Genomic DNA, 16,086 nt, shown 5'->3' with positions numbered 1-16,086 from the left:
GGGCATGGCGGGGGCGGAGCCTACCCGGGTTCCCGGTGTGGACGGCTGGACGGTCGAATGGCGGACCCGGGCGCCGGTGTGGGGAACCTTCGCGCTTGCGGGGCAGGGGGGCAGGGCATATCCCTGGCGGCCACGCCCCCTATGAGCCTGCTCGAAGCCATCGTCCTGGGTCTGGTCCAGGGTCTCACGGAGTTCCTGCCCATCAGCTCCACCGCGCACCTGCGCATCACGCCGGAGCTGTTCGGCTGGCCGGATCCGGGCGCGGCGTACTCGGCCATCATCCAGCTGGGCACGGTGGCGGCGGTGCTCATCTACTTCCGCAAGGACATCGTCTCGCTGGTGAAGGCGTTCGTCGTGGGCCTGGTGAAGCGGGACCCGTTCGGCACGCTGGAGGCGCGGCTCGCGTGGTTCGTGGGCGTGGGCACGCTGCCCATTGGCATCTGCGGGCTCGCGTTCAAGAAGCTCATCGAGACGCAGTTCCGGTCGCTCTATGTCATCGCGGGCAGCCTCATCGTGCTGGCCATCGTGCTGTTCGTCGTGGAGAAGCGCGCGTCGCACCAGCGCACCGTGGCGGACATGACGTGGCGGGACGGAATCATCATCGGCCTGTGGCAGGCGCTGGCGCTGGTGCCGGGCTCGTCGCGCTCCGGCACGACGCTCACGGGCGGCCTGTCGCTGGGGCTCAAGCGCGAGGACGCGGCGCGCTACTCGTTCCTGCTGTCCATCCCGGCGACGACGCTGGCGGGCATCTTCGAACTGAAGCACCTGCTGGAGGCCACGGAGCGTCCGTCGACGCTGGCACTGGTGGTGGGGACGCTGGTGGCCTTCCTGTCGGGCATGGCCGCCATCGCGTGGCTGTTGAGCTTCCTGAAGCGGCGCACCACGTTGGTGTTCGTGGTGTACCGCATCGCGCTGGGGCTGCTGCTGCTGGGGCTGTTGCAGGCGAACATCCTCAAGCCCATGTCCGGCGTGGAGAACCTGGCGACGCCGGAGGCTCCGGCGAAGCCGCCGGTGGAGAAGCAGATCACGGACTGAGGAAGGGGGAGGTCGTGCGCGTGCAGGCCCTGTTCGATGCTCTGGAGACGCGGCTGACGGCGAGGCCGGCGCGGACGTTCGAGTGGAAGGGCCGGGCGCTGCGGGAGGCCGCGGTGCTGGTGCCCCTGTTCGAACGGGACGGGGTGCCCCACGTGGTCTTCACCCGCAGGCCCACCACCCTGCGCACGCACGCGGGGCAGTACGCGTTCCCGGGCGGAGGCCAGGAGGCTCGGGACGTCACCCCGCTGGAGACAGCGCTGCGCGAGACGGAGGAGGAGCTGGGCATCGCGCGCGCGCACGTGCGGGTACTGGGCCTCCTGGACGAAACGCCCACCACGTCCGCGTACCGCATCCGGCCCTACGTGGGCGTCATCCCGGGGGATGGGAGGTACGTCCCCAACCCGGTGGAGGTGGACGTGGTGCTGGAGGTGCCGCTGGTGCGCCTGATGGACCCGGCCATCCTCCGCGTGGAGCGGCACACGTGGGAGGGGATGGAGCACGACGTGCACTTCTACACGCACGGCGAGCACGTCATCTGGGGCGCCACGGGGCGCATCGTGCGCAACTTCCTGCAGTTCGTGGCGGAGGTGCCGGGCATCCAGGGGCTCCTGGACGCTCCCCTGCCTGCTGAGCGCTGAGTCGCGGGGCCCGTGCTGGCGGGCGGCTCGGGCGGGAGGACGCCTTGTCGCCCTGGAGGGGCGGTCCCACGTTGAGGACACACCCTTCGAAGGGACGCGACGTGGATGGTGGCAATGGGCACGGGGCCATGGAGGTGAGGGAGGCCGCGCTGGTGGCGCTGGGGGAGGAGCTGCGCGCCAGGGGCTACACCTTCACGACGGTGACTCCGGAGACGCACCGGCGGGTGAACGCGCGGCCGGGGGCGGAGCGGGCCCATTCGGTCCGGGACGTGTTCGGGTGGAGCCGTCCCTTGGGTCCGGGCGTGCTGGAGCCCCGGCTGGTGTCGCTGCTGGAGGAGGCCGGCGCGCTGGGGGACTGCAGGGACGGGACGCACCGGAGCCGGGTGCGGTTCTCCAGCCTGGGGACGGGGCTGTATGTCCATTCCGCGTGGCCCACGTCGGAGAAGGACGCGGTGTTCTTCGGGCCGGACACCTACCGGTTCTGCGCGTTGCTGCGAAAGGTGCCGGGTTCGTTCCGGCGCGTGGTGGACCTGGGGTGTGGCTCCGGGGCCGGAGGCCTGTCGGTGGCGGCGCGGAGTGAAGCGGTGGTGCTCGCGGACCTGAACCCGTTGGCGCTGGAGTTCTCGCGGGTGAACGCGAAGTTGAACAACGCGGCCAGGGTGGAGGCGGTGCACTCGGACCTGCTGCGGGACGTGTCGGGCCGGTTCGACTTGATCATGGCGAACCCGCCGTACCTGGCGGACACGGACGGGCGCACGTACCGGGACGGTGGCGGCACGCACGGCACGGAGCTGTCGGTGCGCATCGTGCGGGAGAGCGTGGAGCGCCTGGAGCCGGGCGGCACGCTGGTGCTCTACACGGGCGCGCCGGTGGTGGAGGGAGAGGACCTGCTGCGCACCGCGCTGGAGCCGGTGTGGCGGGAAGCACCGCTCTCGGAGGTGCGCTACGAGGAGCTGGATCCGGACGTGTTCGGCGAGGAGCTGGAGAAGGAGCCCTACGCGGGCGTGGAGCGCATCGCCCTGGTGGCCCTGGTGGCCCGGCGGGGTTAGGGCTGCCTTCCTCGCGGAGTCTTCTTCCGCGCCTTGTGACGGATTCCGGGCTCGGATGAATCCTCCAGCTGGGACTCGAGTTGCTCGATGCTCGGGAGGCTGTCTTCGAGCCGCCCCGGCAACGTCTGCACGAGCTGGTATTCGGCCACGCCCATCGGCTTGTTCGTGTCGCGCAGGGCGTACTCGGCGATGACGCGGCTCTTGGTCTTGCAGAGGAGGATTCCGATGCTGGGGCCATCGTGCTCGCCGCGCATCGTCGCGTCGACGGCGCTCAAGTAGAAGTTGAGCTTGCCGGCGTGCTCGGGTTCGAACTCGCCTGCCTTGAGTTCGACGACGACGTAGCAGCGGAGTCGCAGGTGGTAGAAGAGCAGGTCGAGGTAGAAGTCCCGGCCATCAATCTCCAGATGGACCTGTCGACCGACGTACGCGAAGCCCGCGCCAAGCTCGATCAAGAAACGCGAGATGTGCGTGACGAGGGCATCTTCAAGCTCGCGCTCATTCGCATCGGCGCCGAGCGTGAGGAAGTCGAAGCGGTATGGGTCTTTCAGGCTCTCGCGCGCCAGGTCCGAGCTGGGTTCGGGCAGCCGCTCCGCGAAGTTGGTGACGGCCTTGCCTTCGCGCTCAAGCGTGCGTTGTTCGATGTGGAGTGTGAGGACCGCTCGTGACCAGCCGTGCTCGGAAGCTCGCATCGCGTAGGCGAGGCGTGCCTGCTTCGTCTTGAGCTTGGTGAGCAGTACGAGGTTGTGGCCCCAGGGCAATTGTCCAACAGGCTGTTGGACGATTGAGGCCTCGTCCGGCCAGGCCTCCGCGAAGGCACGCATGTACATCAGGTTCGCCCGGGAGAATCCCTTCATCTCTGGGAATGCTGCGCGCAAGTCCGCGGAGACGCGGTCGACGATGCCTGTCCCCCAGCCCGCTCGCCGCTGCCGCACGAGGATGTCACGACCGATCCGCCAGTAGAGTGCGAGAAGCTCGCGGTTCACTGCCAGGGCCGCGCGCTGCTGCGCTGCATGGATGCGTGCCTTCACGTCGGCGAGCCATGCCGCGTATCCCGAGGGAGGCGAGATGAGGGAGGCAGGCGTTTTTCTCGAAGCCTTCTTCGTGCGCAAGGTCATGGCAGGAGATCGCCGTCCGTACCGAGCGCACGACGACACCCATGACGGTACCGCAAGCACGACGCACCGGAAACGGCGGCGTTCGGCTCAGGGCTGGCGGCTCACGTCGCAGCGACCGGAGGCCTGTCTCGCGAGGTCCTCCGCCACGGAGCGCAGGAGGCTGGTCAGGACCGGTGTGCCGGAGGACGTGGGCTCTCCCTGCGTGAGCCAGCGCGCCATGCGGCCCAGGCTCGTGGCCGTCACGACCTGGAGCCTCACCTCCACCTGCACGACGAAGTGTTCGTCGGACTCGGGCCTGGCATCCAGCGTCCAGGCCACCCGCTCCAGCTCCAGCGTGCCCACGCCTCCGGTCAGCTCGCGCCCGTCCAGGACGTAGCCCTCCTGTGTGAAGGCGAGCACCTGCGTGATTCGCGCGCTGTCCAGGTTCGCGTCGAACCAGAAGGCCCGGCGCTTCCAGAGCGTCAGCTCCACCTCCAGCTTCCCCGCCAGGCCCAGCCGCACCAGCCGGTCCAGCTCCGGGGAGATGAAGGCGCGTGCCTCCGGCCGGACCATCACGCGCCTTCCGGAGAGCGTCGCGGTGCACGCGGCGGAGGCCTCTTCCGCGTGCGCTCCGGACGTGAGCAGGCACGCCGCGACGATGAGCGCCGCGCCAGGCCTGCTCTGTGTTCCGTGCCTTCCCATGGCTCAGAAGGTCCGGTTGAACAGCAGGCGCGCCTCGGGCGCGAGCCGGGCTCTTTCGTCAATGCGCCAGGCGGCCTCGAAGCGCACGGCGTCACCGAGGTGGAGGCTGGTTCCCAGGCTCAACTTGGCGTCCGACCACGCGCTCGCGGCGTGCACCGAGCCCAGGTCCGCGAAGACGCCCAGGCAGTCCCAGCGGTACTCGGCGCTCGCGAGCACCGAGCTGTCTCCGCCCCGGAACTCCTTGAAGCCGAAGCCTCGCAGCGCGCTCCAACCTCCCAGCGCCTCCTGCTTCTGCAGCGGCAGGTCGTGACCCGTCGCGGCCCGCAGGCGCAGGCTCAGCCCCGTGTCCCACTTCATCGGCAGGTCCATGGCCACGTCGCCCACCAGCTTCCAGAAGCGCGTGTCCATTCCGCCCGCCCCCGGGCCCTCGCCCACCTCCAGCGTCACGAAGCCTCGCAGCAAGGGTTCGCGCTTCCAGTTGTCATGGCGCTCGAAGAGGGCCGTCTCCGGCGTGCGGAAGAGGGACCCCACGCGCGTGCCCCGCTCCGCGGCGCTGCTGTACTCCAGCCGCACCACCGCTGAACGGAAGCGGCCCTCGTTCACCGGCGCGTTCGGGAACGGCGGGTCGTCGCTCCGGAAGAGGCTCAGCGGCGGCGTGAACGACTGGAGCGAGCCCAGCGTGTCACCGCGCACCTCCACGCCCGCGAGCCACGACTTCGCCCAGCGCCACGTGGCGAAGGCCGTGAAGCCCTCGCGGCGGAAGTAGTCCCGGTCCGGCCGGTTGATGAGGAACGAGTAGAAGTACGAGTCGAAGTCCCCCAGCCGCCAGCGGTCCAGCGTGTCGATGAAGTCATGCACCTGCGCGCCCAGTTCCTCGATGCCCAGCGAGGGCAGCTGCACCTTGGCTCCGCCCAGCAGGTTGACGTGGCGCTGACGGCGCGTGCCCTCCGGGTCGCCCGGGATGCGCTGCCCACCCAGCCGCAGGGGGATGAAGAACGCTCCCTCCAGCGTCGTGTGCACGCGGTCCCGCGAGTCGAAGATGCGCAGGCTCGCCTTGAGCCCCGGGGCGAAGCCCGTCACCTGCGTGTGCACGGGCAGCAGATCCACGTCCAGGTCCGGCGGACGCGGACGCACGTGCACGATGAGCCGCTTCCCCTCCAGCGTGAGGCCGTCGCTCGCCACGTCGCTCTCGATGTTGAACATCCGGGCCCAGCCCACCTCGAAGTCCACGCGCTCGCGGCGCCGCGACTTGCGCCGCGATTCCTCCTGCGTGCGGTAGGTCCGCGTGCCGTCGGTCCCGCGCTCCTCGACGATGCGCACGCCCGTGCGCTCCTCGTCCAGGTCCTCGCTGTCCACCGCGCGCAGGAAGGGCAGCCGTGACTCCATCCGCTTCATGGCGCGGCGGGCATCACTGCGCAGGAAGACGTCGCCGGGCCGCAGCCCGAGGGCCTCTTGCACGCGCGTGGCCATGGCCTCGTCCACGCCCCGCACCTCCACGGACTCCAGCTGGCCTTCGTCCACCGTGAGGGTCAGCTGGCCTTCGGGGGACAGCGTGGCGGACACCGTCGCGAGCAGATAGCCGTCGTTCTCGCGGAGGGTCTTGAGGACGCGGTCCAGCGCGGCGTCCAGGCCTCCCAGCATGATGCCGGGACGGAAGGCTCCGCCCTCCCTCCTCGCCAGCCAGGGACGCGGCGGGTGCGGGGGCGGACACGGGCTGACGACCTTCAAGCTCCCGTCGCGGGTGCGGATGCGCAGGGTGGTGACGTCGTCGTCATCGTCGTAGTCCGGGTCGGAGCGGGAGGACGTTTCGAACAGCGAGCCCCACAGCTCCTGGGGCTGGAGGTCCTGGAGTCCTTCGACCACCACCGACGTGACCGTGGGGTTCTCCTCCAGCGTCACGTCGAGCACGGCCGGGCCCTGTTCACTGACGCGAACGCGGGGCTCCACGCGGGCGAAGAGTCCGGTGCGTGCCAGGCGATGCAGCAGGGGCTGCACCTCCGTGGCCGTCAGGGGGCGCGACGTGTCCGCGGGAGGTGCGCCCACGAGCTTGCGCACCTGCGGATCCGTGAGCCGCTGGAGCCCGTGAAGCTCCAGACCCGTGGGCGCGAGCCCCCGGCCGTCGACCTCGACCTGCATGGCCCCGAGCACCGTGGAGTCGGAGAGGTCGCCCTCGTCGGTGTTGAAGCCCTCCGGGCACGTTGATTCGACGGAGTCCTCCGAAGCGGCTTCGCCTTCCGATGGAGGTTGGCCCAGGGCCGTGAGCGAGAGGAAGCAGAGTGCCAGTGCGAGTCGGTTCATGACGGGCAGCAGGAGCAGGGTTCGTTCCAGGTGGGGGCTCACGGCAAGTGCCCGGAACCACGGAGGGCGGGCAGGCGGGCGGATGTCATGGACACATCCGGATGTATCGGGCGGTTGTGGCCGTGACATCGCGGCTCACGAGGTGACGGGCAGGCCCAGGGCCTTGATGCGCCGGTAGAGGTTGCCCCGGTCCACCTGGAGGAGGCGCGCGGCGCCGGCGATGCTTTCACCTTCGCGGAGCGCGGCGCGGATGAGGTCCCGTTCGAAGTCCTCCACGTGCTCGCGGTAGCTCTTGTCCCCCAGCGACCTGCGCGGCGCGGGCGCGGCCGCCGCCGGTGCGGCCACCGCGTCCGGTCCCAGCTCCAATGGACCGTCACCCCGGAGCAGGTTCAGCCGTTCGATGACGTTGCGCAGCTCCCGCACGTTGCCGGGCCACGGGTAGGCGCGGAGCGCGGCCTCCGCTCCCGGCGCGAGCACGAGCGGCGTGCGGGGGCCGGCGAGCTCCGCGGCGAAGACCCGCGCGAGGGGCAGCAGGTCCTCGGGGCGCTCGCGCAGCGGCGGCAGGTGCAGCGGCAGGACGTTGAGCCGGAAGTAGAGGTCCTGCCGGAAGCGGCCTTCCTTCACGGCCCGGCCCAGGTCCTGGTGCGTGGCCGCGAGGATGCGCACGTCCACCGGCACCGGCAGCGTGCCTCCCAGCCGCTCCACCTGACGCGTCTCCAGGACTCGCAGCAGCTTGGCCTGGAGCTCCAGCGGCATGTCCCCCAGTTCATCCAGGAACAGCGTGCCGCCCTGGGCCTGTTCGAAGCGGCCCGCGCGCCGTGCGACCGCGCCGGAGAAGGCGCCTCGCTCGTGGCCGAACAGCTCGCTCTCCAGCAGCGTCGAGGGAATCGCCGCGCAGTTGACCGCCACCAGCCGGCCCTTGCGCCCGGAGGCCTTGTGCAGCGCCTGCGCCACGCGCTCCTTGCCGGTGCCCGTCTCGCCGGTGATCAGCACCGCCGTGTCGCTGGGGCCCACGCGCGCGATGAGCTGGCGCAGGGACTCCATGGCCGGGCTCTCGCCCACCAGGTGCCCTGGCTGGGCCAGCGCGTCCAGCAATCGCTCCCGCTCCTCGCGCAGCGCGCCCAGGGCCAGCGCGTTGTGCAGCGCCGTGAGCAGCCGCTCGGGGGATGGAGGCTTCTCCACGAAGTCCGTGGCGCCCAGCTTCAGGGCCTGCACCGCTTCGGAGGGGGAGGCTTCGCCGGACAGGACCACCACCGGCACGGGCAGCGGCTTGGGCAGACGCGCGAGCAGCTCCAGCCCCGTCTCGCCCGGCATGCGCAGGTCCAGCAGCATCAGCGCGGGCGGCGCGTCCGGCGCTTCGAGCAGACGCGAGGCCTCCGCCGTGGAGCGGGCCTCCACGGGAGTGAAGCCTCCATCTTGGAGCAGTCCGCGCACGGCCCTGAGGACGCCGGGGTCGTCGTCGACGATGAGGATGCGGGCTCCGGTCTTCATGTGGCCCCCTGGGACGCGTCGGAGGGCAGCACCACCTGGGCCCGGGTGCCGCCCCGGGCGCCGGGCTCCAGTCTCAAGGTGCCGCCGTGTTCGTGGGTGATCTTCTGCGCGATGGGCAGGCCCAGCCCGCTGCCTTCGGGCTTGGTGCTGAAGAGGCCTCGGGTGAGGGCAGGGCCCTCCAGCACGCCCGGGACGCCGCTGCCGCCGTCGCTCACGATGACGTGCACGCGGCCGTCCTCCGCCCGGTGCAGCGCCACGTGGACGGGTGGGGCGTCGGGAGAAGAGGCTTCGGTGGCGTTCTTCACCAGGTTGCCGAAGAGGCGGCGCAGTCCGTCCGGGTCCGCGCGCAGGGACACCTCGTCGCCGGGGTCCAGCACCACGGGGACGGGGGAGGTGCCCGAGTACAGCGCGCACACCTCCGCGAGCAGCGGGCGCAGCGCCACGTCCTGGAAGCGGGGCGCGGGCAGGCGCGCGAAGGTGGAGAAGCTCTGGGTCATGCGCATGAGCAGGTCCACCTCCTCCTGGAGGAGCGCCACGGCTTCGGCGAGCCGCGTCGGGTCGGGCGGGGTGTCGGCATCCCGCGGAGACAGACGCGCGAGCGACAGCCTCATTGCGGTCAGGGGGTTCTTCAGCTCGTGGGCGAGCGCCCGGGCCACGTCCTGCCACGCGGCGATCTGCTCGGCGGCCTTGAGGTGTTCGCGCTGCTCCAGCAGCTCCTGGCCCATGCGGTTGAACTGTCCCAGGAGGAACTGGAGCTCGTCGCGCGCGGGTTCGGGGACGGGCAGGCGGACCGACAGGTCGCCTCGCGAGTAGGCCCGCATGCCGTCCAGGAGCGTGGCCATGGGGCGCGTGAGGACGCGGCCCAGGAGCACGGCGGACACGGTGAGCACCACGGCGGCGATGACGCCCACCGCGGCGATGAACACGGGCACGCGGCGCACCAGGGCCCGTCGCGCCAGCTCCGCCTGCGCCAGGTTCAACCGTGCTTCGTCGAGCGCATCCGGCGGCAGTCCCCTGCGGCTCAGCTCGTGGGAGACGTTGTCGAGCACGGCCTCCACGGGAGCGATGGAGATGGAGAGCACGCGGTCCAGCACGCTCTGGGCGAGGGCACCCAGCAGTGCCAGTGGGATGAGTCCCGCGAGCAGCATCACCGCCAGCAGTCGCCGGCGGAAGCGGAACGGAGGCGGGGGAGGGCGCATGGATGGCGCACGGCGCATGGTGCGCTGTTCATATACCCACTGCCGCTGGAGTTCCCGCCAGGCCAGGCCGCGCGTTCACACATTGCGGTGATAGACGGGGCATGGCTCAACTCGAGGCGACGCCCATGCTGAGACCCCACGCACTGCTTCTCCTCGTGTCGCTTCTCCAGGACGGAGGAACGGAGCCGCCGGCCCGGCCCGCGCATTCCATCGTGAGGAACCCCGCGTTTCCCGCCGCCACAGTTGGTGCGGAAGGCATCCAGTGGCCCGACGACCTTCAGCCCCTGGCGACCCTGGACGGGCCCGCGGTCCTTGCCGCGCACGCCGCGTTACAGCGGCTCCTCTCCCGCTACCCCAAGGAGTACGCCAAGAGCTGTACCTATTCGGCGAAGGGGATGGAGGTCATCGTAGGGGAGGAGCGAGGGATCTACTTCGTCCGCATCAACCCACGGCCCGACAAGTGCGGTTGGGCGCCCGGCTCGGTGCTCGCGTACGACGAATTCGAGCTGTACGCCGTCTCACCCGAGGGAAGGGTGTTGGCGCGATATCCGTACATGCCCTGAGCGAACCTGCAGCATCAGAACTGCAGGTACACGTACGGGCGGGTCTCCAGGGTGGAGAGCTGGCGGATGCCGAGGCCCAGGAGCACCAGGACCACGGCCCTCGCGGGCGCGGGCATCTTGAGGAAGACGAGCGCCGCGGTGTCGTAGAGCTTCATCGGCAGCGTGTGCGCGATGACCGCGATGGCCAGCATGCTCCACACCAGCGGGCCCACGTTGGCCAGGCCCGGGATTCCCGCCAGCATCCGCGCGTAGAACTCTCCCGCGTGCGCCATGTCCGGCGCCCGGAACACCACTCGCGTCAACACCACCAGCGTGAACGTGGCCAACATCCCCAACGCCACGCGCACCGGGCCCGGCTCCTGCTCCTTGCCCTTGAACCACCACCAGCAGCGCACTCCGCACAGCGCCACGCCGTGCACCGCGCCCCAGACCGCGAAGCGCCAGTCCGCCCCGTGCCACAGGCCTCCCAGCACCATCACCATCATCAGGTTGAAACACACCCGAGGCTTCGACCGGCGGTTGCCGCCCAGCGGGATGTACAGGTAGTCCCGCAGCCACGAGGACAGGCTCATGTGCCAGCGGTTCCAGAACTCGAACAGGTTCTTCGCCAGGTACGGCCGCGCGAAGTTCTCCGGGAACTTGAACCCGAACAGCGACGCCACCCCAATCGCGATGTCCGAGTACCCCGAGAAGTCGTAGTACAGCTCCAGCGTGTACGCGACCGCCGCCACCGCGCACTCCGCCGACGAGTACGCGTGCGGACTGCCGAACACCGGATCCACGATGCCGCTGCCCAGCACGTCCGCGATGACCAGCTTCTTCACCAGCCCCACGGCGATGCGGAACAGCGCCTTGTTCCCGTCATCCGAGGACAGCGTGGGCACTTCCCGGAAGTGCGCCATCAGCTCCGACGCGCGGACAATGGGCCCGCTCAACACGCGCGGGAAGAACAGCATGTAGAGCAGGTGCTCCACGAACGAGTGCTCGGAGCTCGCCTTCCCCCGGTACACGTCCACCGTGTAGCTGATGGACTGGAACACGAAGAACGACAGGCCCACCGGCAACAACAGATGGAAAGGCTCCGGCCGCACCTCCACGCCCCACGGCCCCAACAGCGACGACACCGTCCTGCGCAGCAGCTCCAGGTACTTGAAGCCCGCCAGCAGCCCCAGGTTGGAGACGATGGACAGCACCACCAGCGCCTTGCGCAGCCCGGGCCGCTCCGTGGCCCCCATTCCCTTCACCAGCAGGTGGTCCACCGTCACGCCGGCCACGAAGATGAACAGCGGCACCAGCTTCACCACCAGCGCGCCTGGCGGCATCCCGCCCACGAACGCCAGCAGCGGCACCTGGAGGAAGGACAGGTAGACCAGCAGGCTGGCCGCCAGCAGCAACAGCATCCGCGGCCAGTAATACCGGTGCACCGCCCAGTAGGCCGCGAACACCAGGATGACGAAGACGACGTACTGGAGGCTGTGGGACAGCACGGCTCAGGGCGCTCCCGCGGCGGAGGCCGTCGGCTCGCCGCCCTTCTTCGTGGACTCGTACGCCGCCATCAGGTCCTTCACGAACGCGTTCGCCAGCACCGCGTACCCCTGCGGCGTCAGGTGCACTCCGTCCGCGTGGCCCAGCGGCACCGGCTGGCGCTGCCAGCGCTGCATGGAGCGCTCGCCGCCCATCGCCGCGCGCGCGGACCAGTACGCGCAGCCCGCGTCCTTCGCCACCTGCGGCAGCGTGTTCAGCACCTTCGAAAGGGACGGCGCCTCGTCCCAGCGGCCGCTCGAGTCCTGCGCCAGCCGGTCCGTGGGTCCGATGATCAAGCACTCCGCGTTCGTCGCCTTGCGCATCCGCGCAATCAGCGCCGCGTAGTCCTGGCGCAGGCCGTTCGCGTCCAGCCCCGGCAGCTCCGCCTCGTTGGTGCCGTACCAGAACACCAGCAGGTCCGGACGCCGCGCGGTCAGCTGCGCGTCCATCGCCTGCGCATCCATGTCCCGCGCCGTGAAGGCCGTGGCCCCGGGCAAGCCCAGCGCGTCGTACACCAGGCCCGGCGTGTCGTACTCCAGCGACGCGCCCAGCACCGTCGCGCTCCCGCCACCCTCCGGCACCTTCACCTGGACGGAGTGCGCCACGCCCGTCACCGGGAACGACCGGATGCGCACCGTGGGCTGCGTCAGCGGCTCCGGCGGCGGCGCTTCCGGCGCAATCGCCTCGCCGTCCACCGTGATCTCCGGCGCCGCGGCCCCCGGCGCGTCCAGCGCGTACAAATCCAAACGGCCCTGGCGGTCCTTGTCCTCCGCGCAGCCTTCGCAGAAGGAGATGCCCAGGCTCGCGCCCGGCGCGCCCACCGCGCGGATGCCCGTGAGGCCCCAAAGCCCTCCCGGCGTGGCCTTCGCGTCCTCCACCGTCCACGCGCCGTCCAGCGTGCGCGTCACGTGCGCCGCCTCCAGCCGGGAGGACGGCTTGCCCGCCGCGATGAAGCCCCGGCCCGCGTCGCCGAAGCGCTTCGTCAGCGCGTCGCGGACCTTGTCGGAGAAGGAGTGCGCCGCCGTGTGCGAAGCGCCCAGCTGCGCGATGCCCACGCGCAGCTTCGCGCCGGACTCGCGGCGGGCCAGCGAGGCGAACGTGTGCTGAAGCGCCGGGGTCGCGTTCTGCAGCCCCGTCGGATCCGCGCCCGGCACGCGAGGCGGATGCGTGCGCGCGAAGGCCCGCTGCAGCGCCAGGTCGAACAGGTGGCCCAACAGGTTGGAGCCGCGCACGCGCGGGTGCACCAGGTCCTCCAGCATCAGGCCGGACTCCAGCCATTTGAGCGCGGAGCCCTCGCCGCCCATCGCCGCCAGCGTGTCGTAGAAGGCGCAGCCTCCCGCGCGCGCCTGCTCACGGAACACCTCCGCCACCTCCGCGGAGTGCCGGCGCGTGATGAGTTCACCGCTCAGCGTGCGCACGCCCGCGTCAATGGGCGACATGACGAGGCACGCCGCGTCCGGCACCGACGTGCGCACGCGCGACACCAGTTCCTTCATCTGCGAGCGGACCTCGTCCAGCGTGGTGCGCTCGCGCGAGAGGAAGAACGCCTCGTTGCCGCCCACCATCAACACCACCAGCGACGGCTTGCGGTGCTTGAGCTGCGCGCGGAACGCCTGGGGCTGCGCGCGCAGGTACACCTCCGCCATGCCGCCCAGCAGGCCCACCGTGTCGTAGACGACGCCCGGCGTGCCCGACTCCACCGACACGCCGTGCAGCTCCGTCTTGCCGCTGGCGGTGAGCGTCAGCGTCTTGGCTCCTTCGGGAATCTTCAGCCGCGCGAAGGCCGCTTCCGCCTTGGGCCCGAACGCGCGCGTCTGGATGCGCTGCGTGTTCTTGCCGTCCACCGCCACCTGCACGGAGCCGTTCGCGGGCTGCGCCAGGAAGAACAGCTCCGCCTCGCGCGCGCCCTCCACGGAGTAGCGCGTGGCCTGCGCGGGGCCGCTCGTGGAGAAGGCCACGCCCGTCCAGCCCACGCGGTCCCTGGGCCAGTGCGTGTCCACCAGCCGCTCCATCTTCCAGCCGTCCGTGCTCGCGGTGCCCGCGCGCGTGGCGCGGCCGGCGCTCGCCAGCCGGTGGATGTAGAGGAAGCCCGGGCCGCCCGAACCGAAGCGCTCCTGCAGCCGGTCGCGCACCACGTCCGTGATGTAGTCAGAGGCGATGAGCGAATCGCCCAGGTGCACCACCCGCACCGGCGTGCGCCGCGCGTCCGCGCGCAAATCTCCCAGCGCCTTCATGAACGGCGCCAGGCCGTCCTCTTCACACGAGCCGTCCGCGCGCGCCTTGCGGCAGTTGAGCTCGATGTCCACGTGCTTCGCGCCCATGCGCTCGCGCAGCGCCTCCAGCTCCCGCGCGGTCGCCAGCGTGGGGGCGCTCAACTCCTCCAGGCCGATGCCGGGGACAGCGAGGGCTTCCCCCACCTGCGGGCCCGCCTGCGGATCCGTGTCGTTGGCGGCGGTGTCCGCTTCCGCGAGCGCGGCGGGCGGAGCATCCGGCGCCAGGCCATCCGCGGGCGGACGTGGGGCCTTCACGCCCCGCAGCGACGCGGGCAGCACGAGCGCCGCCAGCTTGGGCCCGAGCGAACCTTCCTGACGGAGGCTGGGGAGGGGGCGGTACTTCTCCGGCAATGGCGCCAGGGACAACCCCACCGCCAGCAGCACGGTGAAGGCCAGCGTCCATCCGGTGGATGTGGGCTTGAGGCTCAACGCCCGGGCATGAGACTGGCTTTTCGGGGGCGGGTCAAAACTCTGCCCACATTGTCGCGCCCCATCCCTCGGGGAGCAGGCGGCCGGGCCCCCTTCACATCGTCGGGCCGGATGGGAGACGCTGAATCATGGGACAGCGCTCAGACTCCTCGAAGACGCCGACCGTGGTGCTGACGAACCCGAAGGGGTTGTTCGACCCGGCGCCCTATGGCTTCTCCCACGTGGCGCAGGTCGCGCCCGGCTCCCGGCTGGTCTTCCTGGCGGGGCAGGGGGGAGAGCATGAGACGGGCGCGCTCGAGCCCGACTTCCGCCTCCAGGTGCGGCAGGCCTTCAAGAACGTGCGGACGGCCCTCGAGTCCGTGGGGGCGGGCGTCGGTGACGTCGCCAAACTCACGATGCTCGTGGTGGACCACACGGAGGAGAAGCTGCGCATCATCGGCCCCGAACTGGACGCGGCCTGGAACGGCGGCATGAAGCCGGCCTGCACGCTGATTCCCGTCTCCCGGCTGGCACTGGACGGGATGCTCTTCGAGGTGGAGGCCATCGCGGTCCTGCCCGCCTGAGCGGCGAGCAGCCCCCTTCCTCCGCTGGCGCGACGCGCTAATGTGCGCCGCCGTGCGCGCCGGGCCGTGGCCCGACGTGCCCCTAGGAGCTCACACCCGTATATGGCCCTCTACCCCGTCATCATGGCCGGAGGCTCCGGCACCCGCTTCTGGCCGCTGTCCCGCCAGGCGCGTCCGAAGCAGTTCCTCCCGCTGGCCTCCAAGCAGCCGCTGCTCACCGACACCGCCCAGCGCCTCAAGGGCCTGGCCCCGGTGAAGAACACCTTCATCGTGTGCGGACCCGTGCACGCGAAGACGGCCGCGAAGCTGGTGAAGGGGCTGCCCAAGGGCAACCTCCTGGTGGAGCCCGTGGCGCGCAACACCGCGCCCGCCATCGCGCTCGCTGCGCTCCAGGTCGCCGCGCGCGACCCGAAGGGCGTGCTCGCGGTGCTGCCGTCGGATCACCACGTCGCGGACGTGAAGGGCTTCCAGCGCACGCTCGCGGAGGCCGCGCGCATCGCCGAAGGCGGCCACATCGTCACGCTGGGCATCAAGCCCGCGCGCCCGGAGACGGGCTACGGCTACATCCAGGTCGGTGACGCGCTGGAGGGCGGCGGCCGCCGCGTGAAGGCGTTCAAGGAGAAGCCCGACCTCAAGACGGCGCAGGAGTACGTGGCCGGCGGCGACTACCTGTGGAATGGCGGCATCTTCGTCTTCCGCGCGGACGTGATGCTGGAGGCCTTCCAGAAGCACATGCCGGAGATGCAGAAGGGCCTGGACGCGCTCCAGAAGGCCGCGGGCAAGCGCACCTTCCCGGCCGTGCTCAAGCGCGTCTTCCCCAAGCTGCCCTCCATCTCCATCGACTACGGCGTGATGGAGAAGGCGGAGAACATCGCGGTGCTGGACGGCGACTTCGGCTGGTCCGACGTGGGCTCCTTCGCCGCCATCCCGGAAGTGCGCCCCGCGGACGCGCAGGGCAACGTCGTCTCCGGCGACGCGGTGCTGGTGGACTGCACCCACTGCGTCGTGCTCGCGGACAAGCGCACGCTGTCCGTCGTGGGCATGAACGACGTGGTGGTGGTGGACTCCGGTGACGCCGTGCTCGTCGTCCCCAAGGACAAGAGCCAGGACGTGCGCAAGGTCGTCGAGGCCCTCAAGGCCCGGAAGCGCACCCGGCTGCTGTAGGCGTTGAGGCGACTTCGCCTCCTGTTTCACCCCAGACGTTTCTTCCCGGGGCTCCCTGTCGTTT

13 protein-coding genes are annotated in these 16,086 nt (G+C 70.6%); 6 read left to right on the top strand and 7 right to left on the bottom strand.

Annotated features, from left to right (window positions below):
* Positions 1 to 141: 141 nt before the first annotated feature.
* The 3 genes from D7X96_RS07590 (at position 142) to D7X96_RS07580 (ending at position 2,722) form a co-directional block, all read left to right on the top strand.
* Positions 142 to 1,035, top strand: coding sequence for an undecaprenyl-diphosphate phosphatase (locus D7X96_RS07590; protein ID WP_120550042.1), 894 nt, complete (start codon positions 142 to 144; stop codon positions 1,033 to 1,035).
* A 14-nt stretch (positions 1,036 to 1,049) separates the two neighbouring features.
* Positions 1,050 to 1,673, top strand: coding sequence for an NUDIX hydrolase (locus D7X96_RS07585; protein WP_120550043.1), 624 nt, complete (start codon positions 1,050 to 1,052; stop codon positions 1,671 to 1,673).
* A gap of 101 nt (positions 1,674 to 1,774) precedes the next feature.
* A complete protein-coding gene (locus D7X96_RS07580) occupies positions 1,775 to 2,722 on the top strand; it encodes a methyltransferase (RefSeq protein WP_233609793.1) in 948 nt (315 codons plus the stop codon).
* Here the strand turns inward: D7X96_RS07580 and D7X96_RS07575 are convergent.
* The 5 genes from D7X96_RS07575 to D7X96_RS07555 form a co-directional block, all read right to left on the bottom strand.
* A complete protein-coding gene (locus D7X96_RS07575; RefSeq protein WP_121769351.1) occupies positions 2,719 to 3,837 on the bottom strand; it encodes a PDDEXK nuclease domain-containing protein in 1,119 nt (372 codons plus the stop codon). The genes D7X96_RS07580 and D7X96_RS07575 overlap by 4 nt on opposite strands.
* A gap of 87 nt (positions 3,838 to 3,924) precedes the next feature.
* The gene (locus D7X96_RS07570; RefSeq protein WP_120550045.1) at positions 3,925 to 4,518 is read right to left on the bottom strand and encodes a hypothetical protein; all 594 of its coding nucleotides are present in this window, start codon (positions 4,516 to 4,518) and stop codon (positions 3,925 to 3,927) included.
* Between the two features lie 3 nt (positions 4,519 to 4,521).
* A complete protein-coding gene (locus D7X96_RS07565; protein ID WP_121769350.1) occupies positions 4,522 to 6,816 on the bottom strand; it encodes a BamA/TamA family outer membrane protein in 2,295 nt (764 codons plus the stop codon).
* 135 nt (positions 6,817 to 6,951) lie between these two features.
* Complete coding sequence (locus D7X96_RS07560) at positions 6,952 to 8,307, bottom strand: sigma-54-dependent transcriptional regulator (RefSeq protein ID WP_120550047.1); 1,356 nt, start codon at positions 8,305 to 8,307, stop codon at positions 6,952 to 6,954.
* Positions 8,304 to 9,506, bottom strand: coding sequence for a sensor histidine kinase (locus D7X96_RS07555; protein WP_121723078.1), 1,203 nt, complete (start codon positions 9,504 to 9,506; stop codon positions 8,304 to 8,306). The genes D7X96_RS07560 and D7X96_RS07555 overlap by 4 nt, the downstream gene beginning before the upstream one ends.
* Before the next feature lie 101 nt (positions 9,507 to 9,607).
* Here D7X96_RS07555 and D7X96_RS40805 point away from each other — a divergent pair, with 101 nt between their 5' ends.
* Positions 9,608 to 10,069, top strand: a complete 462-nt coding sequence (locus D7X96_RS40805; protein WP_233609794.1) for a hypothetical protein — start codon at positions 9,608 to 9,610, stop codon at positions 10,067 to 10,069.
* Between the two features lie 14 nt (positions 10,070 to 10,083).
* On the opposite strand, the gene D7X96_RS07545 is transcribed toward D7X96_RS40805, so the two are convergent.
* Together D7X96_RS07545 and D7X96_RS07540 are read right to left on the bottom strand one after the other, a co-directional pair.
* Entirely contained in the window at positions 10,084 to 11,556 is a 1,473-nt protein-coding gene (locus D7X96_RS07545; RefSeq protein WP_120550049.1) for an MBOAT family O-acyltransferase, read from the bottom strand.
* A gap of 3 nt (positions 11,557 to 11,559) precedes the next feature.
* Positions 11,560 to 14,295, bottom strand: coding sequence for a GDSL-type esterase/lipase family protein (locus D7X96_RS07540; protein ID WP_121723079.1), 2,736 nt, complete (start codon positions 14,293 to 14,295; stop codon positions 11,560 to 11,562).
* 128 nt (positions 14,296 to 14,423) lie between these two features.
* Between D7X96_RS07540 and D7X96_RS07535 the strand changes: the two genes are divergently transcribed.
* Positions 14,424 to 14,858, top strand: coding sequence for a RidA family protein (locus D7X96_RS07535; protein ID WP_120550051.1), 435 nt, complete (start codon positions 14,424 to 14,426; stop codon positions 14,856 to 14,858).
* Between the two features lie 102 nt (positions 14,859 to 14,960).
* Positions 14,961 to 16,022: a mannose-1-phosphate guanylyltransferase gene (locus tag D7X96_RS07530; protein ID WP_121769349.1), complete on the top strand. Its 1,062-nt coding sequence runs from the start codon at positions 14,961 to 14,963 to the stop codon at positions 16,020 to 16,022.
* The last annotated feature ends 64 nt before the right edge of the window (positions 16,023 to 16,086 follow it).

Source organism: Corallococcus interemptor, assembly GCF_003668875.1.
Lineage (GTDB): Bacteria > Myxococcota > Myxococcia > Myxococcales > Myxococcaceae > Corallococcus > Corallococcus interemptor.
This window is presented reverse-complemented; position numbering and strand designations above follow the sequence as displayed.